General features: G+C 44.2%; 19 protein-coding genes. All 19 read right to left on the reverse strand.

What is annotated here, in order from left to right:
* Window positions 1–290 precede the first annotated feature (290 nt).
* The 19 genes from BQ8005_RS09715 to BQ8005_RS09805 all read right to left on the reverse strand — a co-directional run bounded on the left by BQ8005_RS09715 (window position 291) and on the right by BQ8005_RS09805 (window position 24,391).
* A complete protein-coding gene (locus BQ8005_RS09715) occupies window positions 291–1,409 on the reverse strand; it encodes a transposase (RefSeq protein WP_317044832.1) in 1,119 nt (372 codons plus the stop codon).
* A 753-nt stretch (window positions 1,410–2,162) separates the two neighbouring features.
* The gene (locus tag BQ8005_RS09725) at window positions 2,163–2,828 is read right to left on the reverse strand and encodes a hypothetical protein (protein WP_075317906.1); all 666 of its coding nucleotides are present in this window, start codon (window positions 2,826–2,828) and stop codon (window positions 2,163–2,165) included.
* A gap of 15 nt (window positions 2,829–2,843) precedes the next feature.
* A complete protein-coding gene (locus BQ8005_RS09730; protein WP_075317907.1) occupies window positions 2,844–3,890 on the reverse strand; it encodes a nucleoid-associated protein in 1,047 nt (348 codons plus the stop codon).
* Window positions 3,874–4,479, reverse strand: a complete 606-nt coding sequence (locus BQ8005_RS09735; protein WP_075317908.1) for a hypothetical protein — start codon at window positions 4,477–4,479, stop codon at window positions 3,874–3,876. The genes BQ8005_RS09730 and BQ8005_RS09735 overlap by 17 nt, the downstream gene beginning before the upstream one ends.
* Complete coding sequence (locus tag BQ8005_RS09740) at window positions 4,469–5,344, reverse strand: DUF4747 family protein (RefSeq protein WP_075317909.1); 876 nt, start codon at window positions 5,342–5,344, stop codon at window positions 4,469–4,471. The genes BQ8005_RS09735 and BQ8005_RS09740 overlap by 11 nt, the downstream gene beginning before the upstream one ends.
* A 17-nt stretch (window positions 5,345–5,361) precedes the next feature.
* A complete protein-coding gene (locus BQ8005_RS09745) occupies window positions 5,362–6,471 on the reverse strand; it encodes an HNH endonuclease family protein (protein ID WP_075317910.1) in 1,110 nt (369 codons plus the stop codon).
* A 3-nt stretch (window positions 6,472–6,474) separates the two neighbouring features.
* Window positions 6,475–7,332: a DNA damage-inducible protein D gene (gene dinD / locus BQ8005_RS09750; protein WP_075317911.1), complete on the reverse strand. Its 858-nt coding sequence runs from the start codon at window positions 7,330–7,332 to the stop codon at window positions 6,475–6,477.
* A 5-nt stretch (window positions 7,333–7,337) separates the two neighbouring features.
* Entirely contained in the window at window positions 7,338–8,378 is a 1,041-nt protein-coding gene (locus BQ8005_RS09755) for an adenine-specific methyltransferase EcoRI family protein (protein WP_075317912.1), read from the reverse strand.
* 4 nt (window positions 8,379–8,382) lie between these two features.
* Window positions 8,383–8,583, reverse strand: coding sequence for a helix-turn-helix transcriptional regulator (locus BQ8005_RS09760; RefSeq protein WP_075317913.1), 201 nt, complete (start codon window positions 8,581–8,583; stop codon window positions 8,383–8,385).
* Window positions 8,584–8,860: 277 nt separating this feature from the next.
* Window positions 8,861–9,904: a ketol-acid reductoisomerase gene (ilvC, locus tag BQ8005_RS09765; RefSeq protein ID WP_075317914.1), complete on the reverse strand. Its 1,044-nt coding sequence runs from the start codon at window positions 9,902–9,904 to the stop codon at window positions 8,861–8,863.
* 49 nt (window positions 9,905–9,953) lie between these two features.
* Window positions 9,954–10,697 carry an acyl-[acyl-carrier-protein] thioesterase gene (locus BQ8005_RS09770; protein ID WP_075317915.1) on the reverse strand — a complete coding sequence of 248 codons (744 nt, stop codon included), beginning with the start codon at window positions 10,695–10,697 and terminating at the stop codon, window positions 9,954–9,956.
* Entirely contained in the window at window positions 10,690–11,259 is a 570-nt protein-coding gene (ilvN, locus tag BQ8005_RS09775) for an acetolactate synthase small subunit (RefSeq protein WP_021848452.1), read from the reverse strand. The genes BQ8005_RS09770 and ilvN overlap by 8 nt, the downstream gene beginning before the upstream one ends.
* A gap of 12 nt (window positions 11,260–11,271) precedes the next feature.
* Window positions 11,272–12,966: a biosynthetic-type acetolactate synthase large subunit gene (gene ilvB / locus BQ8005_RS09780; RefSeq protein WP_075317916.1), complete on the reverse strand. Its 1,695-nt coding sequence runs from the start codon at window positions 12,964–12,966 to the stop codon at window positions 11,272–11,274.
* A gap of 84 nt (window positions 12,967–13,050) precedes the next feature.
* Window positions 13,051–14,850, reverse strand: a complete 1,800-nt coding sequence (gene ilvD / locus BQ8005_RS09785) for a dihydroxy-acid dehydratase (protein ID WP_075317917.1) — start codon at window positions 14,848–14,850, stop codon at window positions 13,051–13,053.
* A 248-nt stretch (window positions 14,851–15,098) separates the two neighbouring features.
* Window positions 15,099–15,275 carry a hypothetical protein gene (locus BQ8005_RS17395; RefSeq protein ID WP_159436235.1) on the reverse strand — a complete coding sequence of 59 codons (177 nt, stop codon included), beginning with the start codon at window positions 15,273–15,275 and terminating at the stop codon, window positions 15,099–15,101.
* Window positions 15,276–15,468: 193 nt separating this feature from the next.
* A complete protein-coding gene (locus BQ8005_RS09790) occupies window positions 15,469–17,601 on the reverse strand; it encodes a glycoside hydrolase family 2 protein (RefSeq protein WP_083610544.1) in 2,133 nt (710 codons plus the stop codon).
* Window positions 17,602–17,617: 16 nt separating this feature from the next.
* Window positions 17,618–18,739, reverse strand: a complete 1,122-nt coding sequence (locus BQ8005_RS09795) for a glycoside hydrolase family 88/105 protein (protein WP_075319109.1) — start codon at window positions 18,737–18,739, stop codon at window positions 17,618–17,620.
* 94 nt (window positions 18,740–18,833) lie between these two features.
* A complete protein-coding gene (locus BQ8005_RS09800) occupies window positions 18,834–20,279 on the reverse strand; it encodes an alpha-L-fucosidase (protein WP_394334102.1) in 1,446 nt (481 codons plus the stop codon).
* A gap of 98 nt (window positions 20,280–20,377) precedes the next feature.
* A complete protein-coding gene (locus tag BQ8005_RS09805; protein WP_075317919.1) occupies window positions 20,378–24,391 on the reverse strand; it encodes a hybrid sensor histidine kinase/response regulator transcription factor in 4,014 nt (1,337 codons plus the stop codon).
* Between the last annotated feature and the right edge of the window lie 49 nt (window positions 24,392–24,440).

The following is a 24,440-nucleotide window of genomic DNA, read 5'->3' on the forward strand; positions in this document are numbered from 1 at the left end:
CTTTCAACCTACGTCCCTTTCTTGCAACAGATTACACTACCAATGAAGGATTGGAAGCAGATTTGGACAATCCATTACTCACTACCGATATTGCGTTCCTAAACACCTACTTTAGGGACAGTCGTTAAATTCCGTCATTATGAGTCAATCGGCAGACTGTCCCGGTAATTTTTCCGATCGAACTCATCTTTTTATATTTTCGGCTCCGTTTCGGAGCCCCTTTTTTCATTTTTGGACCCAACTGGAGCCAATACTCCAGTGAAAGGGCCGTTTCTCACTCACCTCGAACATCAGGCAGCCTGAGCAATTTCGTTGACTTCCCGCCGGACGAGCTGTACTGCATTCGCCGTGTGGATGCCAAAGAAGATGTACAGGATTTCGGTCAACTTCGTCCTTGCCTTGATGCGTTTCAGGCCATAGTGTTCCTTCTGCGTTCCGAACGAGCCTTCCATCCTCGTTGCCCTCACCCTCGCCAGCTCGTTGCGGATGATGTCGTTCTCTTTCTTTTCCAAGGACGGACGGCCACGCTTGACGAATGACGTCTGTATTCCTCTATCCTTGCAGTACCCCCTGTTGGCGCTGCCGGCATAGCCTGCATCTCCTCCGACCTTCTTCGCGTCCACACCGAAGAGCTTTCGGTGCATCTTCAGGCAGTGCGTAAGCCTGGTTCCCTCGTTGAAGGCATTGAATGACAGCTTCTCGATGAATGAGAGTCCGTCAACCTGGATGTTGTTGCACTTCGCACCAAACTCTACGCTCTTCACTTCCTTGCCTCTCACGATCGGCCTCACATACGGCTTGCTGATGCTCACTATCCTGTCCTTGACACTCTCGCGAGGATTGTTGTTCTCGAAGTGGGCCTTCTGCTGGCGGTACACTCTTGTGATGATTTCAATATCGCTCTTCTGTCTGGCTGTCAGCAATTTCTCCGCGCCTGCATTCTCCCTCTCCAGTGTGCGGGTCTCCTTCAGTATCTTCCCCAAAAGGTTGAGCAGGCGTCTGGTCAGTTTCCTGGTCTGGACTTTCGTATGCCTGCGCCGCTTCCTGTACGACAGGTTGGCCTTCTCTACGTCTACGTACTTCGTCCTCGGACGGTGCACATTCAGCTTGGCACTCAGAGTGCACATTATCTCATATGACTTCTCTATTCCTTCCCACAGAAGCTTCGCATCCGTAGGATAGCGCATCTCGCTCTCGTAACAGGTTGCATCCGTATACATCGTGTCCAGGTCCTTCATGTACGGTTTCCAGGCTCTTGCCAGTATCTCCTGCTGCTGTTGGATCTTCAGCCCGCGGGCCAGCTCCGAAAACACGTCGTCCAGAAGTTTGTAGTTCGTCAGAGGATGCATCGGGTCTATTCTCACATCGCAGAAGAGCTGATAGTGGACGTTGCCGTTAAGATGCTCCATCAACCTCGGGCTGCTCAGACCTGTGTACATCTTCAGGAACATCAGCGCAACCTTGCCCTCCGGGGTGAAGTATGTTTTTCGTCCTTTCTTCGCTCTCATGCTCTTGCTTATCAGTCCAAAGTTCTCTGCCATCTCACCAAGCGGCAGCCTCTTCCTAATTTTTCCCAGCTCGCTAGTCGCGAACGTCCGCCTATACAATTCATAAAAATCGAACTCCGTGAAAGGAAGATCGGGTGATATTCCAGAGAAATTTTGTACCTTAGCCATGCAGATTAATTTTTGCGATACCTCCAAATTTGGCTTTTCTAGGGCAATTGGAGGTATTCTTTTTATCTTTAGCTAAGATACAAATTTTATATTACATTGGCAATCAATTCGTTATAAAGTTTTATTCTTTTTACGACAGTCCCTACTTTAGTTCGCTAAACATGGACTTGGCGGATGTAAAGAGGGGCTTTGTAAGGTCGTTTATGCTTGGTATTTGATACCCACCAGGAATCGTAATCTAATGATAAGTGGCTGAATATCTTTGATGTATCTTTTAGCTAAAGAAGTAATCTCCCGCTATTGCTCCACCGGAGGCTTGCAATATTTTACAGTGTCTTGCGGTGTCGATTTCCTATCACACGACAAAGGTAACGCTTTACTTTGAAATACAAGCAGATGCCTTGTGTTTTTGCTCCATCTCATTGGGGAACTTCAATTTAAGTGGATAATATTACAGAATATACTTGTTAAATGATGTTCTTGTTTTTACAAATAATCACCAATCTTTAATGATTTAGAATAACTATCAACTTCTTTATCTGAAGCTAATTTCTCTACATGCTCAATAGATATACCTTTCCATCCTCTTATATTTGAAAACATAGGCCATATTGTACATTCTCCTATTTCGGGCTCATATTCATAATCTATATCTTCAAGTTCCTGCAGAGAGCATAAGTTCTTTACTTCATCGTCTGTTTTAGCTATTACAATTATATCTTCTGGTGATATTGAGGAAAAATCAAACTCATGTCGTATTCTCCATTCTCTCAACCAAGTGAAATCATGGGTAAGAACATTTAGTTTCTCAAATCTCCAATCCATATCTATTTTCTTAAGATTCGCTTCGTCCATTTTATCACCATAAATTACAGATTTGGCTCCAAAGTCTTTTATCAACAAATCTCTTCTAAAACCTATACCGTAAAAAGACAACATAGGTTTATAGAAACGATTCATATACAAAAGATTTTCTCTAAAGTGCGTTATCGGAGTCTCTGTAAAACAAATATAATCATGAGTGTTAGAAATCAATTTTGATTGATTCAAAATATTCACCAATTTATCATACGCATCTTCCCCTTTTGTGAAATGAAAGAGATAAGGTGAAAGATCATTCCTATTTTTTACTAAATTTTCAGATGGATTCATAATTATATATCTATATTATTTTTCTTCTTTGAAAAATAATTGATAATAGTACATTTTTTTTTCTTCATCATAACCTCTAACTATATATTGCTCTCCACCATGAATATTTATATCAAAATTCTTATCTAATTTGATTGTTGTCATGGTACCTGTAGCCCTACGTTTTATTGCAGCTGATTCAGTTTCAAAGGTGTCATCAATTTCTATATCACGCTCCCTTTGATAGTTTTCTTTATATTGCTTAAATTCAGAAACTAACTTAGGAGTTTCAAAAACTTGTTCTGCAAAAGTATTTATATTAACAGATCCTTCTTTCAGAGCTTCAACACTTCTGTTCATATATGTCGCTTTCTCTATTTTTCCATTCTCACTAGGTAGTTGAGAAACAAAACTCTTGCATAGAGAAAGTATATTTTGAGTCTGATTGAAATTATCTTTTCTTTGTCGTATGTGGAGAAAATCATTAATCCAATATTGAGCTTCTGTTCCTTTACTACTATTGTCTATAGTTAAAATAGAAAAACCAAACTCTCCATCTACATTGAAAATCAAACATCCTTTATCTAATTTGTTGATATTTATACCATATTCAGTTTCTATTTTGTAACCTATATTATCATGATACACCTTTAGAAAAGTATCTTTTGTTTCTGATTTAAATAAACCTAATACATCGGTAAAATGGCCCTCAAAATAACAATTTTTAAATAGTACGATATGAAAATCACCTCCTTTAATTTTAGGATGATCACTTCGTTCATATAGATGTTTAGCAATATTTATTGATTGAGCGTGCATCTCATTATGATTCTTGAATACAGCTGAAGCATATACATAAATCTCATTCAGGTTCAAGTCAGCTTCATGAAAAAACTGATAGATAATATTCTTATTAAAGGACAATGTAAAATATTTTAATAGTACAGGAAGTACTTTTTCCGATACCATATATGATGCTTTAGAGAAATAACAGTTCTCATTATAAGTTTTATTTCCAATGTAATGTGTAGATATTGCTTCTATAATCGCATTAGAAAATACTATATCACTTTTGTTGTTCATCTTGTTCTCTTTTTTCTAATCTAATTAAAAAATGCATTGACTGTCCATAGTTGAAAAGGTTTATTACTGTGTAATATAACAAGACTAAAGACAACGTAGAAAAAAATAATATGCCTATTATAGTTAAACAATTAACAACTATCGCTATTGATTTTGAAAATACTGTAATTTCAAGTTTTAAGATAATTTTGATTATGAATGATAACAACAACGTTATACATTGTAAAATTAACGATCCCGCAAATACACTACTTAGAATTTGGAAGAAACTTAAATTATCTCTTTTCTCCATTGGTGAGGACATTTTCTTCAGAGCCTCTATATTGCCAATGCCGATTATTAAAGCATATCCTCCTATACAAAAACCTAATATGTTTGGTAACAAATCAAGAGTAATATTTATTATTTCATCTAAGAGTGCGAATGTATTTTCTAATTTAAAGTGGATTATCAAGAATGATAAAATAGCTGTTATTACTACACTAATAAGCATAGAGTAGGAGTATAGAAATTTACGTATTATATATTTGGGAAAGATTCCTTTTATACTCAATTTATGGCTATTTTTAAGTTCTTGATTAGTTTCCATGAGAATGAGGCCTAAAGATATTCATTATTTGATTTACAACATATCCTAATAAATTAACTTCCTCACATCTTGTATTAAGGATTCTAGGATGTGTTTTTGTATCTATTTTTATTTTTGTATTATTCTCTATAATTGTAGCTTGTACATAACCATTACTTTGAGCAACCTTTAGAGCTCCTTTTATTAATAGACTACCAGTCTTTATATCACCATTTTGATTTGGAGTCGCCTCTAATTTTAGTCTCTTCATCTCACTTTCTCTAATTTGATTATCCATAAATTCATAGGCTTCATCTCCTGTGTCTGCATTGCTATACGAAATACTTATTAGTAATTTCTTTACAGATTCTGCATTTATAATACGATCAAATATATCTTCTGATTGTTCTATGATGACTTCTGATTGTTCATCGTTTTCTATAACCTGAGCTACAGCATTTGACAAAAATTTATGCACATTGTTAGCAGAAATTCCTTGGTCTTTAACAAAAGCAAATCTATGTGCACGAGGAATGAAAAAATAGTTAGTTTCTTTCAGATTCGGGAATAAATTTGTTGGTAAATCCACATTCTCTACTTCCATGCTACTCAAGTTTATCCAGTCATCGCTATCAATTATTACATATTTTGATATTTTTCCATATATAACCTCTATATTTTCTTCGCCAACTCTCGCGAATGTGGAAAATTGAGTACGAAGAATCATATGCTGGTTTTCCCCATAAATAGGTATATGAATTTTTAGGTTTTTAATTTGAGATACTATATTTTTATAAGCTTCATCACCTTGTCTATTATTAGACATAAGCTTAATATTAACAATTTGTATACTAAAATTTTTTTCGTCTAATTGATTACGTGCCATATTGTTACTTTTAATTATTATTTCCCTCCTTTAATTCTATTACAATTCTTACAAAGCATCTGGCAATTCTCAGCCACAGTAGTACCACCTTCTTTCCATGGTGTGATATGATCTGCTTCCATTTCCTCCAGTTCAAAGTGTTTGCCACAATGTACACAAATACCTTTCTGGCGTTCGTAGGCTTCGCGTTTCATCTTTTTATCAAAAGTACGGAAACTCAGATCACGTAAATCACCGCTCAGAACATAACGGTAGATACCGGATTTTTTCATGATTTCATCATCTTCCATCAAATCATGAATTTGTTTTTCCAACGCAGCGGTATCATAGACACCATCACCATATTTGTCGAACATTTCGCCCCAGTCCAAACCTTTCATTTCACGGCGGTACTTAACGAATGTAGAACGTATCCATGTGATGATTGATACGAAATAAGCCCAAAGTTTATTGGCATTTGGATCAAACTGGTGCAAAGCCATATACTTGTCAATACTCTCTACACCGTCATGACGAGCAGCCCATTTTAAGATTGTGGATAAATATGCTTGTTCTATTGCATTACCGTTCAGAAAATCTGCCCCCATTTTATATGCCGGGCAACCATTCTTTGAGAAGTGTCTACGTGCGTCAGTTACAAAAGGTCCAGAATAAACTGCATTTAATAATTCTTGGTCAAGAAGTTTTTCTCCAGCAATGTTGATTACACGAAACCAATCCAACTTTTCCTTATCAGTTCCTTCACAAAAATAGACTGTTAATTCATAATTGAGGAATTTCTCTTTTTCCTCAGCTGTAAGTGTTGAATAATAAAGTGTACCTCGGTTAGGGTCAACTATATTGAAGTCATGGGTATAGAATCCGCAGATTGAAAGAGTACGTTGCTGTCCGTCGATCATTTCAAAATTGCCATTATCATCCACACTCCAATACATGATATTGAGAGGAAACCCTTTAAGTATAGTATCTATTACAGCCTGTTGTTGCTTTTCATCATAACGGAACTCACGCTGATAAGGTGGGCGTATATCCAACTTTCCATGATAGCCTTTAACACCTGTATCTGGATCATTGACATAACCGTCAATAAGATCTGCAATTTTTATTGATTTCAATTCTATCTGCATATCTTACTCCTTTCCTTTTTTTGAAGTTTTGTTTGTGCTTTGTTTCTTGGTCAAGGATTTTTCCTCAGATTTTAATCGCCGTTCTACCTTTTTTACGTCCTCTCCCGGTGGCAACTGTTCCGGAACAATTCCACGTTGAAGCAGCATATTCCTTACAGCAGCATTGTTGTCTACATGCTCACGGGTTATTTGTTCTTGACCATGCAAATCTTTCTGTTGTACATTCACTGAGGTCATTTCTGCAGCAAAATCTTTTGCTTTGATACTGATTGTTGGGAGAAAGTCTGCTAAAGGTCGATTGTCTGGAGCGCCTAATCTACGCTTTAATAATGCTGTGTCTAAATGAAATAATGCCTTGTCGCCTTTAGAACGGATAATGCCGAATCCTTTGTTATCCACGCCACGCTCATAAAGAATACCTGACAGGCGGTTTTCCGTTTCAGCTAATTTGTTGCGTGCCACAACACGTTCGTGTTCCAAGATTCTTTTTTGCACAAGTTCTGCTCGGCGTGTCTGTACAGCAAAGTAGTTTTGTGCAAATGCTACTTGTGCTTTGCGGGGGTCTCCATTTTGTGCTATAAGATAGCAGGCATAGCGCGTCAGCATGTAGTCATTTATCTCACGCTGAGCACCTTTGGCCAATTCTATCATTTTGCTGACGTCAGCAAAATGATATGCTATTTCTTGGCCTGCATTTTCACATGCTGTTTTTGCTTTCTCTATGATATTCTCGAAGTTACGCCATTGAGCATAACCCAATAAGGTAGAGAGTTCTCTTGCACTCCAGCATTCCACCCCTTCGTATTCATTGGCAATGGCTTCAAATTGCTGGAATAGTTCTATTATTTCTTCGGCTTTCATGGCTTTTATTTTTTTCTTCTTATTAAAATGCGAGCATAACAACCTATTAATTTCCCTTTTTTATCTCTGTAGCATAGCTTCCCTCTTCTAAAACTTTTATCCTCTCTAAACAAGTTTTCGCATTCAGTACTCGTCAAGTTTGAACTAACTCCACAAGCGACACCTAACTCTCCACCATTTCCAATTCCTATAATTTCGAACTGTTCAGGATTATATTTATCCATGAATGTAATAGGAACTCCCATTATACCATCATAATCCATTGGAATAAATTCAGTTTTTGCAACCTCAATGGCATCATAATTTATATAATGAGGATATTCTTCTGGAGAATATGATTTAAATAATATAATATCTTCGTGACGTTTCTTTATATCTAAATTAGTAAACCACGTTACACCTGAAACTCTTATCATTCCCTGCTTGTGATTACTAGCTGTTGCTGTATCTTCATATTTTGAAATAAAATGTCCTGCACCTCCTTTAAATCCGTATCCTAACCACATTTTATTATTTTGAATCAATGGAAATATTTCTTTATATGATAATGCATTTTGATGTCCAATAATCAAAAAATCTTTTTTATATTCCATTAATTGTGCAATATATTCCCGGAATAGAGAAAATGGTGGATTTGTTACTACAATATCTGCTTCTTTAAGAAGCTCGATACATTCTTTACTTCGGAAGTCACCATCTCCTTTCAGTGGCATTACTCCTATTTCATTTGCATCCGGAGTATGATTTCCATTCTTATCTCCTTCATAAATTAGATATACAGCCTGCTCGCTTTGATTTTGGCTGAATAAATCCATATTCTGGTTCTTATAGCATGTAGTAATTAGCTTTTTCAAACCAAGAAACTCAAAATTATATGCGAAATAGGTAAAGAAGTTACTTACTCGTGGATCGTCACAGTTACATAATACGGTTTTACCACGAAAATGTTCGCGATAATGTTTCAGTTCATTATTGATATCGTCAAGTTGGGTATAAAATTCATCCTTTTTCGCTTCTTTAGCCTTATCTATATTTCTTTTTGCCATAATTTTACATGCTTTTATTTAATAATTCTCTGATATCCACATTTAGCAATCCTGCAATTTTAGACAAGGTTGCTAAATCTGGTTGAATCTTATTGGAGCACCATTTGGAAACGGTGGAACGATCTTTTCCAAGTTGTTCAGCCAACCACTTTCCTGTTTTGTTTTGTTCTACTAATACGACTTTTATTCTATTCAAATTTTCCATTATAGACCACATTATTGGTATATAATACAAATATAGTGATTATATATAAAACAATGGACTTTCCTTCAAATATTTTTTACCCCAGACAGAAAGGCCGTATGTCAGTCATAATAAACCGATGGCACACAATCTTTCTGTTTTGAAATAAATAATCATAATCTTCAGTTATAGGAATCCGAATTCCGTAAGATACGCTACGAAAAAGTAAAAAAAAGGAGTGTACCGGCCGTGCCAAGCACGCCGATACACTCCCTTGGAGTTCTTCAATCCGATACGTTTAGTTGTTCTCCGGACGGAGCTTGCGGACGGTAACGGCCGTCTGCCACATTTCGCTCTCGCGCAGAGCTTTCAGCTCGTCGTTCAGCTTCTCGCGATAATCGGGTTTGGAGTTGCTGTCGATAGATATCTGAGCTTCGTTACCACACTTCACGCTCTCATACAACTTCTGCATAACCGGTTTAATAGCATCGTGGAACGGGCCCATCCAGTCAAGAGCACCGCGCTGGGCAGTAGTAGAGCAGTTGGCATACATCCAGTCCATACCATTCTTGGCAAAGAGGGGCATCAACGACTGCGTCAGTTCCTCAACGGTTTCATTGAAGGCTTCGGAAGGTGTGTGGCCGTTCTCACGGAGCACTTCATACTGTGCCAGCAACAGGCCTTGAATAGCGCCCATCAGCGAACCACGCTCACCGGTAAGGTCGGAAGTAGCTTCACGCTGGAAAGTGGTCTCAAACAGATAACCGGAACCGATACCGATACCCAATGCCAAGGTACGGTCCATTGCCTTGCCTGTGGCATCCTGATAGATGGCGTAAGAGCTGTTCAAGCCACGACCTTCGAGGAACATGGTGCGGAGCGACGTACCTGACCCCTTCGGTGCTACCATAATCACATCAATATCTTTGGGAGGAACCACGCCTGTGCGATCGTTCCAAGTAATAGCAAAACCATGAGAGAAGTAAAGAGCCTTGCCAGCTGTCAGATGCGGCTTCAACGTAGGCCATACAGACATGACGGCTGCATCGGAAAGCAGACACATCACAATAGTGCCCTTCTCGGCTGCTTCCTCGATACCGAACAAGGTTTCGCCGGGTACCCATCCATCGGCAATAGCTTTCTCAAAAGTCTTGCCCGGACGCTGTCCAACGATGACGTTGAAGCCGTTGTCGCGCAGATTGCAGGCCTGTCCCGGCCCCTGTACACCATATCCGATTACTGCAATAGTTTCGTCTTTCAAAATCTCACGTGCCTTTTCCAAGGGAAACTCTTCGCGGGTCATCACATTTTCGATAACACCGCCAAAATTCAATTGTGCCATTGTTGTTATTGTTTTTATTTGTGGCTTTCGCCCGGTTAATATATTTCTTTTATTCAAATATCATTTTTGCACGGCATACGGTTTCATCGCCGTTCTTTTTCACTTCCACACCATACACATCGTTACCATCGTCATCTAAGAAGAAGGAAAGAGTGTCACCATAGTAACTTTCGGCCACGTAGGCCATCTCAAAGCGACGGATACGCTGCGTCCGATACTTTTCCAACGGAAAAAGATCGAGGATGTGCTCGATGTAGCGGATGCTGTTGACATGGCCGTTGATGTCAATATCACTGTACTTGGCCGTGAGCGAAGCGACAGGTTCCGCGGCCATCACCTTGATGCGTGAAGGCTTCTCGATGGGGCAAGGTTCGTCGCACACGTAGTTTACAATATCGCCACCGTTTATGGCTAGCAGGTCAATGGGTTTGCGTGTCTGCATGCTAATCATTGCCCAAACAGAACGGGCATATCCTATCTTGCGGCCGTCCTTGTCGAGGATGGCAAAGTTACGGTCGGTAAAGAGGCGGTAGACGTTCTCCACCCACGTCTGTACCGAGAAGGGGTCATATTGCAAGGGCATCTCGTCCATATCAACAGCCAGACGGGACAATACCCACGTATAGTTTTCTTCGTTCAGTTCAGCCATGCCGAAACCGCGTTCGGTGGCGTGGAAACCCGCACAGTTAAGCAGGTGGTTACCCAACACCCCCAGCGTCAGCCGTCCTGTAAAGTCTACATGAAAAGGCTCGGCCACGAAGTTATAGGTTCCTATTTTGTTGTTTTCACTCATTGCTTTTCTGTTTTTTACTTTCCAGATATTTTGCCTCCCGTTCGGCCAGGTACTCGTTAACCCGTTCGAAGCAGCTCGTAGTGATAGCCACACGCCCTGAGCGGACAAACTGAAGCACACAGCCGAAAGCTTGCAATTCCTGATACAGGTGCGTGATATCATCGCTCATACCGTTCAGCTCAACAATGGAGAAAACGGGGTTCACCTCGACGATGCGAGCATGATTCTTACGGATGACCTTCGACACCTCAGGCGTTTGTTCCAGCGCAGGAGTCTCTACCTTGTAAAGGGCTATCTCGTGCTGATAGATTTCGTCGTCGGTAAAATAATGAGCCTGCAGTACATCCATCTTCTTAGTAATCTGCTTCACGACTTTCTCGATGGTATCCTTGTCCGTCCACGCTGTAATGGTGTACTTGTGTACGCCCTGAATGGAAGAAGCGGACACATTCAGGCTTTCGATATTGATCTGCCTGCGGGTAAACACCGCCGTCACCTGATTGAGCAAGCCGGCAATGTTTTCCGAATGGACGATAATGGTATATAATGTCTTGTCAGTCATAGTCTGTATCTTTTAGCATTCCAAAAGCATCTGGTTCACCGAACCACCCGGAGGCGTCATCGGCATAACGTTACCCTCTTCTTCCACGCAGGCCTCGAGCAGGAAGGGACCGTCCGTGGCCAGCATCTCGCGGATGGCATCGGCCAACTCCGAACGCTCCATGACGCGGCGTGAAGGGATGCCGTATGCGGCGGCTATCTGCATGTAGTCAGGGTTCAGCATGGGGGTAAACGAGTAGCGGCGGTTGAAGAACATGGCCTGCCACTGGCGCACGTTACCCAGGTAGTTGTTATTCATCAATATCATTTTGACAGGTGCCTTCTGCTCCATCACCGTGCCCAGCTCCTGCAAGTTCATCTGTAGGCCGCCGTCACCCATAAAGACGCAGACGGTACGGTCGGGACGACCAAAGGTGGCACCAATGGCGGCAGGAAGGCCGAAGCCCATCGTACCCAGTCCGCCAGAGGTAACGATGCTGCGCTCGCGGGTATATTTGAAGTAGCGGGCAGACATCATCTGGTTCTGGCCTACGTCGGTCACCAGGATGGCTTCGTTGTTTGTAGCTTCGCTCACGGCACGTACCACCTCACCCATGCTCAGTTCGCGAGTCGTGCGATGGAGTTCAGGACGGATTACTTTCTCCTCCTCTACTTCCTCGTAAGTACGGAAGCTGTCGAGCCATTCCTGATGGGTAGCGGGCTTCAGCAGTTCGGTAACAGCAGGAAGCGTCTGTTTGCAATCGCCCAACACGGCCACGTCGGTCTTGATGTTCTTGTCTATCTCGGCAGGGTCGATGTCGAAATGAATGATTTTAGCCTGCGGAGCATAAGTAGCTACGTTGCCCGTCACACGGTCGTCGAAGCGCATGCCCACGGCTATCAGCACGTCGCACTTATTGGTATTGATGTTCGGCCCCAGATTGCCGTGCATGCCCAGCATACCTTTGTTCAACGGATGGTCGGAAGGAAGGGCCGAAAGTCCCAGCAGGGTACGTCCGGCAGGCAATCCGGCTTTCTCGATGAAGGCCCGGAGTTCGGCCTGTGCATTGCCCAACTCTACCCCCTGCCCCACGAGTACCAACGGGCGTTCGGCAGCATTGATGAGATCGGCTGCCTCGCGGATGGCTTCCATATCCATGTCGGGCACGGGCTGGTAGCTGCGAATATAATCGACTGTCACAGGAGCATATTCCATCTTGTCTACCTGCGCGTTCTTGGCAAAGTCGAGCACCACAGGGCCCGGCCGACCGCTACGGGCAATGTAGAAGGCACGCGCCACGGCCCAAGGCACATCTTCGGCCCGACGGATCTGGTAACTCCACTTAGTGATGGGTTGGGTGATGCCTACAAGGTCCACTTCCTGAAAGGCATCCGTACCGAGGAAACCTGTACCCACCTGCCCGGCAATGACCACGATAGGCGTACTGTCTATCATGGCGTCGGCAATGCCGGTAATGGTATTGGTGGCACCCGGCCCACTGGTCACGAGGCAAACACCTACCTGACCCGACACACGGGCAAAGCCCTGCGCGGCATGGGTAGCACCCTGTTCGTGGCGCACCAGGATGTGGTTCAACGTCTTCCGATGGTCGTATAAGGCATCGAACACGGGCATAATGCTGCCGCCCGGATAGCCGAATATCGTTTGTACCCCTTCGTGCTCCAGAGAGCGCATCAGGGCTTCTGCGCCTGTAATTGTATCTTTCATTTCTTTAATGGATAATGGAGAATTGAAAATGGAAAATTGCCTGCGAAATCACAAGGCTATTAATTTTCAATTCTCAATTTTCAATTATATAATCCTCACCGCTCCCTTGTCTGCCGAGCTCACCAGGCTGGCGTAGGCCTTCAGCGCCTTGGACACCTCGCGGTTGCGAGTGACAGGCGTCATGGGACGTGCCGCCAGTTCGGCATCGGTCAGCCGGACATTGATGGTACGGTTGGGGATATCTATCTCGATGATGTCGCCATCCACCAGCTTGCCGATGTTGCCGCCGGCTGCCGCTTCGGGCGAGATGTGGCCGATGCTCAAGCCCGACGTGCCACCGCTGAAGCGCCCGTCGGTAATGAGGGCACACTCCTTGCCCAGGTGGCGCGACTTGATATAAGAGGTGGGATAAAGCATCTCCTGCATGCCTGGGCCGCCCTTGGGACCTTCGTAAGTGATGACCACCACGTCGCCGCTCTGCACCTTGCCGTCCAGGATACCTTCGCAGGCAGCTTCCTGCGAGTCGAAGACTTTGGCAGGACCGGTGAACTTCCAGATGCTTTCGTCCACACCGGCAGTCTTCACTACGCAACCGTCCTGTGCGATGTTTCCCTTCAGCACGGCCAGTCCGCCGTCCTTGCTGTAGGCATGCTCCAGGTCGCGGATACAACCCTCGGCACGATCGGTGTCGTATTCCTTATAGCTGTTGTCCTGCGAACCCAGCTTCAGGTTGAACTTGCCGCCGGGAGCACTGGCGTATTTCTTCAGCGCCTTCTTGCAGACGTTGGGGCTGGTGATGCAATACTGGTCAATCTCTTCGGCCAGCGTCAGGCCGTCCACGCGCTTCACGCTGGTATCGACGAGTCCACCCTTGGCCAGCTCGGCCATGATAGCTACAATACCACCTGCACGGTTCACGTCCTCTACATGGTACTTCTGCGTGTTGGGCGCCACCTTGCAGAGACAGGGCGTCTTGCGCGACAGCATGTCGATGTCTTCCATCTTGAAGTCGGCCCCCGCCTCATGAGCCACAGCCAGCAGGTGGAGTACCGTGTTAGTCGAGCCACCCATGGCAATGTCCAGCGTCATGGCGTTGAGAAAAGCCTCGCGGGTTGCGATGCTACGTGGCAACACGCTCTCGTCACCGTCCTCGTAGTATTTGTAAGCGTTCTCCACAATCAGCTTGGCGGCGTCCTTGAAAAGCTTCTTGCGGTTCTCGTGCGTAGCCACGATGGTGCCGTTGCCCGGCAGGGCCAGGCCGATAGCCTCGTTCAGGCAGTTCATGGAGTTGGCGGTGAACATGCCCGAGCAGCATCCGCACGTGGGGCAGGCATGCTGCTCAATCTTGGCCACTTCGTCGTCGCTCACCGTCGTGTCGGCCGACTTGATCATGGCGTCTATCAGGTCGAGGTGCTGTCCCTTCCATTCGCCCGCCTCCATCGGTCCGCCCGAAACGAAGACGGTGGGGATGTTCAGGCGCATGGCTGCCATGAGCATGCCCGGCGTTATCTTGTCGCAGTTGCTGATGCACACCATGGCGTCGGCCTTGTGGGCGTTGACCATGTACTCCACGCTATCGGCAATGATGTCGCGCGAAGGCAGGGAGTAGAGCATGCCGTCGTGTCCCATGGCGATGCCGTCGTCGATGGCGATGGTATTGAACTCGGCGGCAAAGCAGCCCAGCTTTTCAATCTCTTCCTTGACATACTGGCCGATTTCGTGCAGGTGGACGTGACCGGGTACAAACTGCGTGAACGAATTGACGATGGCAATGATGGGCTTGCCCATCTGCTCGCGCTTCATGCCGTTGGCCACCCACAACGCACGTGCCCCGGCCATGCGGCGGCCCTGCGTACTGAACGAACTGCGTAACTGGTGTTTCATCTTTGTTGTTCTCCTTTCAATGAAAAAAGCCTTTCTCATCAGTGAGAAAGGCTTCAATAATTATCTTCCGACGTATGAATACATACACAAAACCTTTCTCACGCTCTTGATTTCAAGACCACGACGCGAATAATATGCAGGACTGCCAGGTTAATGGATGTATGTAGCATCATATCTTTCTTATCTCTTTAAAATTGGTAATTCTATTATCTTTTGTTGCTTAACGTGATGCAAAGGTAAGGGCTTTTTTATAATATCCAAACAGTTTGAAGAAAAAAAACATATTTTTCTATAGAATCGTAAGAAAAGAGCAAAGAAAACTCTCCTTTTATCATCAGCAAGTTCATCAAAGCAGCCACCATGCCATCTTTATTTCCCAAGATACGACCTTCTTGTCCATGCCTTTCGTACACAATATTCCCCACTGCCTACGAGTTTATTTCAATTTATCCATAATAAACTGACAGTTTAACGGTGATAAACTGAGAGTTTAATACGATTAAACTGGAAGTTTAAAGCGACTAAACCAGGAGTTTAAAATGACTAAACTCAAGAAAAACAAAAGAGGACCGGCTCCCTGCGTCCGATCCTCTTTGCCTAACAAAAAACCATTAAAAATTACCAGCCAGCATGTTCTTTCTTATGTTCGTAAGAATCGGCCTGGCGTACACGATCGCCATTGTAGTTCCATACGATTTCGTCGGTGTATTCCTTGCCATCGGAGGTGATGACGGCCTTGAGCACGTTGCGCCCTTCGGCCAGAGTCACTTTATCGAAAACGTAGTGGACATCGGTATAGCCCTTGCGGATGCCTTCCAGCTCCCGGCCGTTCAGGTAGACGCGGGGCGTGCCGAGGTTAGAGTAAACTGTCACGGAAGTCTCCTTGCGCTCGCGCTCCGTGTTGCGGCGCTGCGTCAGGTAGAGCACAGGTTCCTTGCTCCAGTTGGCCTTGTACCAGTAGAAGGAGTCCTTGCGCGTCTTGCGGTCGAAGGTAATAAGGCCCTTCATGTTGCGCGCATCCACGCCGCCGCGCTTCCACATGGGCACGGCAAAGTCGAACGTATTCCACAGGTAGGATGCCAGGATGTAGGGGTGCTGGGCGATGATGCTCCACTGGTACTCGTGCGTCTTGGTCTGGAAAGTCTCGGGATAGAAGTCGCTGCCCCAGTTCAGGGCGTCGCCCAGTACCTCCGTCTGATGCTCTATGTTGGCATCCGCACCATATTCGGTCAGCATCAGCCGCTGCCAGGGATATTCCTTCTCCATCTTCTCGACCCAGGGCTTAATGTCCTGTATCTTCTTCTCGTACCATCCGAAGTAGCGGTTCATGCCCTGTATGTCGGTATTCTCGTTGACGGGATGCTCCACATGGCCGTAGCCGTTGACGGCCACCGTATAGCGGTCGGGGTCCTCGAGCTTGCAGAGGTCGTGGACAGACTGAGTGAGCGCCGCCGTATAGCCGTGCGGATGGTAGACTTCGTTATGGATGCCCCACACGTAGATGGAGGGGTGGTTGAAGCTCTGGCGTATCAGCTCACGCATCTGCTGGTGGACGTTGTCCCACTCCTGCCCCGTGACGCGGTTCACGAAAGGAATCTCAGCCCAGATGACAAGGCCCAGCGTGTCGCAACGCGAGTAGATGTAGTCCGACTGCTGGTAGTGGGCGAAGCGCACGGTCGTGGCTCCCACCTCCATAATCTGCGCCAGGTCGAAGTCGTGCTCCTTGTTGGTCAGCGCGCTGCCCAGTCCCCACCAGTCCTGATGGCGGGTAACGCCGTACATGGGATACTTCTTGCCGTTCAGGAAGAAGCCCTTGCCGGCGATGGCTTCGTACTTGCGCAAGCCCAGGGGCTGCACCACCTCGTCGATGACCTGCCCGTCCTGCTTCAGGCGCGACACCACCTTATAAAGATAAGGATCTTCCCGTCCCTGCCACAAGTGAGGATTGCTGATCTTGAAATGGGAGACATAGCTCTGCACACCCTGAGGTGTCAGGTCGAAAGACTGGCGATGCGTCTTGACCAGCTTGCCTTCGCGGGTATAAATGGCATTCTCCAGCTCCAAAGGAACCGGCGCCAGCGTGGCATTGTCCAGCTTCACCTTGACAGACACCTCGGCCGATTTCTTCGACACATTCTTCTGCGTGATGTACACACCCGGCGAAGCGCAGTCGTTCACCACGATGTTGCAGGGTTCAGTTACCACCAGCCATACAGGACGGTAGATGCCGCCATAGACACCAAACAGGCCATGGTTGACCGGTATCACGTCAGGCCGCGCCGTGTTATCGGCCTTCACCACAATTTCATTCTCCTCACCATACTTAACCTGTGCGCCGATTTCGCAAACGAAAGCCGAATAGGCCCCCTTGTGCGTCCCCACCAGATAGCCATTAACATAGACCTCGGCACACGAGCCCACGCCCTCGAAGCGCAGGAAGATGCGCTTGCCTTCCAGCGACTTGGGGAAGACATGCTGTTTCCGATAATAGGCCACGCCGGCATAGAAGCTGTTAGTCTTCTTCTGCATGTCGTCCGCATTCCAGGTGTGGGGCACGGTCACCTTCTCCCAGTCGGCATTCCACTTGGCCGCCACCTGCATGGCATCCGACGCAAACGGCCCTTTCTTAAATTCCCACCCGTCGTTGAACGACGTCACATCGCGGGCTTCCGCCTTCGGTGCAAAGCCCAGCAAGCATATCAGCCATACGACTGACAACAATATAGTCTTCTTTATTATCAGTGTTTTCATGGTCTTCTATTTTAACTTAATCAGCACTTTCTGCTAAACGACAAATCTGACATCCTGCCATCAGGAAAGCACCTACGCCATAGACTTCAGTCATATCGCGGGTCACCTTACGCGGATCGGCGCCGATAGGTTGAACATATCCCAACTTACCGTCGGCATCGACTGCATCAACCAATGCCTTCCAGCCCTTTGCTACAACTGGCAGGAATGTAGCTTTATCGAGTAATCCCTCGTTAACTCCATAAGCCAAAGCATAAACAATAAAACCTGTGGCACTCGTCTCGGGCGAAGGATAAGATTCCGGATCGAGCAAACTGGCATGCCAATATCCGTCGGGACTCTGCAAGCCGACAACGCGAGTGGCCAGTGTGACAAACAGGTCTTGGTAGAATTTACGCGAAGGTTCGTCACCAGGAAGCGCCTGAAGAATCTCGGCCAATCCTCCCAAGACCCAACCGTTACCCCGTCCCCAAAACACCTTTTTACCATTGGCTTCCCGCTTGTCAAAATAACGGCGGTCACGGTAGAACATTTGTTCCTCTTTGTCATACAAGTAATCGTAGGTAGCCTTATATTCCCTATTTAAAAAGTTCAGATACTTCTTGTCGAGCGTTTGTGCATAAAGCTTGGCATAGACGGGAGGTGCCATGAACAGTGCGTCACACCAAGACCAGCGGCTCAATGTTTCTATGCGACTATAATCCAACTCCAAAGTCGTTTCAGGCAGATTGTCCACCACCCAATTGGCACGCGCCATCACAGGAGCTATCATCTTTATCTCACCATACTTCCGATAGAGGTCAATGAAAGGCTGCCCCACGGCAATGAAGTCGGCATGATACATCCACTTGCCCATCTGGAAATGATTTCTTCGGCCAATACGAAGCAACCATTTATAATAAGAACTGTCGCCGTCTTCATTTTCTGTCAATTCGGCCCAATCCACCATGCCCATGTAAAGTGCAGCATGAGTCCAATCCAAGTCATCGTGTTCAGCCTCCTTGTTAGGATTAGCTATTTGCCAATCAGCTACCCGTTTCATCCAAGCCTTCACTTCAGTTTTATTGAATCTCGGCTGAGCTACCACTTGCAAAGCTGCAACCAACCACAAGATTGCGCATAAACTTATATTTTTCATCATACTAAATGTTTTTCTTTAGATATTCAACTATTATAACTCAGGTTAGAAGTTTTTCTTTTCCATAAAATAGAAACAGACCCATATATTACAATCAAGTCAAAGCATCCCGATATTTGTCTGTTTCTGACGTTTTTTCTTTTGTTTCAAGTTTAATGACAAACGGTTCACCCGGATCTTTATCCGGCATATCCACATTGTATTCATTACGAGCTGTTTCGGTGATTTTCACATCATTCCCTCCATTTACAGTCACTGCCTTAACAATTTCAGTACCAACAGGAGTCTTTACAACCAAATGCTTGGAATAAGGAGGATTGAACACAACCATATATACATCCTTGCCCTTGCGGGTGTAGTATCCCCACGCCTGCTTCTCCCAGCCGGAATAGTCGCAACCATAGATACACTCGCCATACTTCTTCATCCAGCGGCCGATGCTTTCTGCCAGCTGCTTCTCTTCGGGACGGAAATCACCGTCAGGCTGGGGACCGAAGTTCACCACCATGTTACCTCCCATCGAAACGGCATGGACAATGCGCTCCAACACCTCCAACGGAGTCTTTACATAACTTAACGACCAGTCTTTGTGATATCCCCACTGATTTTCGGGTACGGTCATACAAGCTTCCCAGTCCCAACGGGTCACCTTCAAGTCCTTCACAGGATCGGGCAAACGACGTTCATATCCCGACTCATAATCCCCCATCAGATGTCCGTTACTATCGAAATGACGTTTACCATAATCATCAGCACGTAAACGACTATTGATAGTAACGCCCGGAACCAGTTCCTTCAACATCTTCTCGACATGAGCTGTCCACCAGCCGTTTTTCTTAATGCTGGCATCCCACGTTCCATCAAACCAAAAGTCTTTGACGGTGGGATAGCGGGTAGCCAGTTCCTTCAGCTGGTTATCTGTAAATTCCAGAAATCGGTTAAATGCTTCCTCATCTTCTTTTGACTTGATGTCATAGCGATAGTCAGGATGACTCCAGTCCATTACCGAGAAATAAAAATGCACGTCGATGCCTTCGTCGTTGTAAGCCTTCACCAGTTCGCCCAAAATATCTTTCTTATAAGGCGTATTGGCAACCGTATATTTCGTATATTTACTGGGCCAAAGACAAAATCCTTCGTGATGCTTGGTAGTAATCTTCACATACTTCACTCCCATTTGTTTGGCCATCTTCGCCCAAGCCCTGGCATCAAAGTTTTGTGGATTCCATTGATCCATCAGCTTCATCCATTCCTCTGAAGGGACCTTTGCCCATGCCTTCAACCATTCAGCTGCACCATTATATACTTTTCCATTCCATTCTCCACCAGGAATAGCATAAAGCCCCCAATGTATAAAAGCACCCAACCTATTGTCACGGAACTTCCGCATAGCAGCATCGCTACGCTTCCCTAAACGATCGGCTCCATACTTTAACTGGATTTCCTGATCGGCAGGCAATAGTGTCGTCCGATCCTGTGCATGGACACTTCCGACGCAATAAAAGTAACTACAAAATAAAATTGCCCAAAGCTTATTCATAATATGCGATAAAAGTTTCTGGATGCAAAAAAAGCCAATTTCAGCCGTGAAGGCTTACTCTATTCGCCATTTGTTTTATCCAAATCGCTTATTTCGCTTTATTTTTTATGTTTTGTGGCAAACGAAGTAGGTGTCTCCCCAAACACCTTCTTAAATGAATTGGTAAAATAAGCCTGACTCTCAATGCCAACTTGCATCATTACTTCACGCATCGTCAGATTTTCCTCTATTATCAAACGAGCAGCCTTACGCAAACGGCAATTCAGCACAAATTCAACAACCGATTTACCTGTCAAACCTTTTACTTTGGAGTACAGCTTACTCCGGCTCATTCCCAACTCTTCAGCAATCTGATTGACATCCATCTGAGGTTGATCCATGTTGGTTTCTACAAAATCAACAAACTGTTTTAAGAAACGATTATCCTGTTCGTTGGTAACCAATTCGCTGGTATCTGCATAATAATTCTTCGCATAATGTTCCTTCAATTGTTGCCTGTTACGAAATATGTTCAGCAATGATAGTTTCAGATAAGTCAGATCAATCGGTTTCTCAAAATAAAGATCAGCTCCAGAGTCCACACCTTCGATTTTACTTTCAAGGCTCGTCTTGGCGGTTAGTAAAACAACAGGAATATGCGATGTATTCAAATCCTTCTTAATATCATTACACAATGAAACGCCATCTTTATTAGGCATCATGATATCACTAATGACTAAGTCGAATTCCAATTCCTCCATCTGCCTCAAAGCTTCCAATCCATCTCCGGCTTGTACTACCAGAAAATCATCGGCCAACGCTTCGGCAATCAATGCACGCAAATCCGCATTGTCTTCTACTAACAAGATTTTTTTCTTATTCTCGTTCTGCAATCGTTCCTCCACATTTTCTACAACATCTGTATTTTCCTGAGAGGCAACAACTTTTGCGTCAGAAACTTCCACTGGTTGTTTCTTAAAGTCAGAATCGCGGAAAAGCGTTATATCCAAAGGCAGGCGGACTACCATATCTGTCCCCTTATCCCTCTCACTATAAATTGTAATGGAACCTTTTTGCAGTAATACCAAACTCTTAACCAATGCCAGGCCTATACCCGTACCTAGATGTGAATCCGCATTAACGGTATTCACTTTATAGAAACGCTCAAAAACGCTACTGATTGATTCAGCTGAAATACCAACACCAGTATCGCTTACCACTAAGCTAAAAGCATTATCTCCACAACTTCCTACCGTAAAACTATTCTTGTGTTCTGAAACAAAGGGTTCACCGGGTCCTCTGATTTCCAAACAAATAGAGCCTTTCTCGCGTGTATATTTAAATGCATTATTCAACAAATTCATAACAATCTTTTCCACAACATTCTTATCCGCATAAACAGAAGCTGGCAAATCCTTGTCAAAAATCATCCGAAAATCGATATTCCGCTGTTTCGCATAGTCTGCAAAGTCATTGCCAATTTCCTGCACCATCCGATTGATATCCAACTGCTCCAGTTCTAATTTCATCATACCATTCTCAACAGTCCTGAAATCCATCAGTTCATTCACCAGATTCAACAGCCGCTGTACATTACCATTCAAAATACGATAATAATATTCCTTCAGTCCCTCACGTCTTAACTTATCCAACGCAGCCATAATCAATGAAAGAGGAGTCCGGAAATCATGCGAGATGTTAGTAAAGAAACGCAGTTGTGCCTGATGTATCTGTTCCTTCTTATCACGTTCTACACTTTCCTGATAGAGTAACATTTTAAATTTCTTTTTCTCAGAGAAATGTCGGTAGACTGCATAAACTACTCCTGCAATTATTAACAAATAGAGCAAATAAGCAGGCCAACTGAACCAAGGAGCCGTTTTTCTGACAACTTTAACAACAGTAGGATATTCACTCCAAACCCCATCATTGTTGGCTGCATAAACCTCAAAATAATATGTACCTGCCGGCACCTTCGAATACATGGCTGTTCGATTCTGGGCATTGACCGTTATCCACGTATCATTATATCCTCGCAACCGATATTTAAAACGATTCTTTTCCGGAATATGATAACTGTCGGAAGCAAACTGAAAGCCAAAGTTTGTCTGATCATAATCCAGTACAACTTCACGAACTGAATCATTGAGCCTATATTCCGGACGTACAGACTCATGATCTATGAAGAAATCAGAAATTACCGCTTTCGGTTTATAAGAATTATAAGAAATCTTTCTAGGATCTACGGATGTAAATCCATCTGTTCCACCAAAATACAATGTGCCGTCCGCCCCTTTCATGGAGGCCAACGGATAATACACTTGTCCCTGTGTGTTTTCTCCTTTATCAAACCGTGCCAAATGATTTTGTGCTATATTATAACAATACAGACCGTTGTCTGTCCCCATCCATACATTTCCTGCATCATAGCACAACGTATAAATGGAATAAATATTTTGCTGCAATATATTCTTCATGCTCATAAACTGCAAGGAGCTTGTATCAAATTTCACAAGTCCATTACCAATAGTACCAATCCAGATATTACCAGAATCATCCAAACAGAAAGTAAACAACCCCAAATAAGTAGAATCATTAGGCATCATTTTCTCCACTTTCTTCGTATGAACATCCATACAATATAATGCTTCATTACTGATAGCCCACAACTTATTTTCGCCCTGTCGCTGAATATCAAATAAATAATTGGTATTATCGTCCAATTCATAATGCACAAAGGAACGAGTCTGAAAAGAAAAATAAGAAACAACCGGTTTCGGATGTTGATAAGCTATCCACAACCCGGAATCCGCCTCCTGTACCACTTTTCTCATATCATTTACCAGCAACGACTGCTTGTCATTTTTGTCATGTCGATAATGCGTCATATTTCCCCGCCTGATATCATACATATCCAGCCCTTCTCTAAAAGTTGCAATCCACAACCTTCGATCATTATCCAACACCAATGATTTCACATTACTCAAAGGTGTCTTTCCTTTATCAACAAAAGGCATAATCTGTCCTGTTGATACATCCATCAGGTTAAGGCCTCCGCCTTCCGTACCAATCCAAAGGCTGTTACCATCTTCAGCAAATGCACTTACCGGAGCGTAATTCAATCCTCCCGCCTTGGGTGTCCATGATCTGAACGCATTGCTTTCATTTACATTCACGCAACACAATTTACCCGAATACATTCCAATCCATACATTCGACTGCCTGTCACCATATATATCCCAAACTGAATTATTAGGCAGACTGAACGGATCAGAACGGGAATGTTTGTAATGAGATAATTTTCCATCCTCTGTATCAAGTATATAAACTCCGTCCATGGTTCCCATCCATACCTGCCCTTCATTATCTACATAAAAAGAACGGAGAGAAGACCCGTCATATTCCGAAAGAGGTTTAAAGCGTTTCTTTACTCGGAATGTTGTCAAATCGATCTGATACAGCCCCTCTTTATTTACAAACACCCACAAGCTTCCTTTGCAAGCTTGTGCAAAACGTATATTTCCCTCTGTATCAGGAAGTACATAACAAAGTTCGAACTGTCCCTCTGTATAGTTAAAGCGATAAATTCGCTGTTGGACAAAGCTATACAGATCCTGATGATAGGCACAAAAAGCGACATTACTATAATCTATTTTTTTCCCGTCATATAATGGAGCCGAGAGTTCACCTGTATTCACATCCAACTGATGCCATAAAGTCTGTACTCTCACCCACAAGCGATCCATGTTATCTACCATTACCGTAGACACAGGATCGTATATCCACTCAAAACGGTCTGTAACCGATTCGTAACGATAGATTCCATTGTTCGTATTCACATACAGACAACCCGACGAATCGGATGCCATATTCTTGAAAAGCCATTTCTGAGTCGGTTGCAGCTTTGCAAAATATGGATAATATTTTTTATAGTGATAGCCATCAAAACGATAAAGTTCATAGTCCATCATTACCCAGATAAAACCGGTCTGATCCTGCTCAATCTCTTTCACACCATCGTAATAAAAACCACCTTCAGGAGACATCGTTCTGAACCGATAGTTAGCGTTTGCCGAAAAAGTATCCAAGACACAGACCAACAAACCAAGGAATAAAAGAATTTTCGTTTTCATAAAAATATCACCATTACTATAAATCCATATATGTAATCTCACTCTATCC

Origin of the sequence: Bacteroides togonis, assembly GCF_900130135.1 — a bacterium.
GTDB classification, from domain to species: Bacteria; Bacteroidota; Bacteroidia; order Bacteroidales; family Bacteroidaceae; genus Bacteroides; species Bacteroides pullorum.

Excerpts from the sequence above, each read along its gene's own strand:
- BQ8005_RS09715 (WP_317044832.1), bottom strand. The coding sequence starts at position 1,409 with ATGGAGCATCTTAACGGCAACGTCCACTATCAGCTCTTCTGCGATGTG.
- BQ8005_RS09725 (WP_075317906.1), bottom strand. The coding sequence starts at position 2,828 with ATGAATCCATCTGAAAATTTAGTAAAAAATAGGAATGATCTTTCACCT.
- BQ8005_RS09730 (WP_075317907.1), bottom strand. The coding sequence starts at position 3,890 with ATGAACAACAAAAGTGATATAGTATTTTCTAATGCGATTATAGAAGCA.
- BQ8005_RS09735 (WP_075317908.1), bottom strand. The coding sequence starts at position 4,479 with ATGGAAACTAATCAAGAACTTAAAAATAGCCATAAATTGAGTATAAAA.
- BQ8005_RS09740 (WP_075317909.1), bottom strand. The coding sequence starts at position 5,344 with ATGGCACGTAATCAATTAGACGAAAAAAATTTTAGTATACAAATTGTT.
- BQ8005_RS09745 (WP_075317910.1), bottom strand. The coding sequence starts at position 6,471 with ATGCAGATAGAATTGAAATCAATAAAAATTGCAGATCTTATTGACGGT.
- dinD (WP_075317911.1), bottom strand. The coding sequence starts at position 7,332 with ATGAAAGCCGAAGAAATAATAGAACTATTCCAGCAATTTGAAGCCATT.
- BQ8005_RS09755 (WP_075317912.1), bottom strand. The coding sequence starts at position 8,378 with ATGGCAAAAAGAAATATAGATAAGGCTAAAGAAGCGAAAAAGGATGAA.
- BQ8005_RS09760 (WP_075317913.1), bottom strand. The coding sequence starts at position 8,583 with ATGGAAAATTTGAATAGAATAAAAGTCGTATTAGTAGAACAAAACAAA.
- ilvC (WP_075317914.1), bottom strand. The coding sequence starts at position 9,904 with ATGGCACAATTGAATTTTGGCGGTGTTATCGAAAATGTGATGACCCGC.
- BQ8005_RS09770 (WP_075317915.1), bottom strand. The coding sequence starts at position 10,697 with ATGAGTGAAAACAACAAAATAGGAACCTATAACTTCGTGGCCGAGCCT.
- ilvN (WP_021848452.1), bottom strand. The coding sequence starts at position 11,259 with ATGACTGACAAGACATTATATACCATTATCGTCCATTCGGAAAACATT.
- ilvB (WP_075317916.1), bottom strand. The coding sequence starts at position 12,966 with ATGAAAGATACAATTACAGGCGCAGAAGCCCTGATGCGCTCTCTGGAG.
- ilvD (WP_075317917.1), bottom strand. The coding sequence starts at position 14,850 with ATGAAACACCAGTTACGCAGTTCGTTCAGTACGCAGGGCCGCCGCATG.
- BQ8005_RS09790 (WP_083610544.1), bottom strand. The coding sequence starts at position 17,601 with ATGAAAACACTGATAATAAAGAAGACTATATTGTTGTCAGTCGTATGG.
- BQ8005_RS09795 (WP_075319109.1), bottom strand. The coding sequence starts at position 18,739 with ATGAAAAATATAAGTTTATGCGCAATCTTGTGGTTGGTTGCAGCTTTG.
- BQ8005_RS09800 (WP_394334102.1), bottom strand. The coding sequence starts at position 20,279 with ATGAATAAGCTTTGGGCAATTTTATTTTGTAGTTACTTTTATTGCGTC.
- BQ8005_RS09805 (WP_075317919.1), bottom strand. The coding sequence starts at position 24,391 with ATGAAAACGAAAATTCTTTTATTCCTTGGTTTGTTGGTCTGTGTCTTG.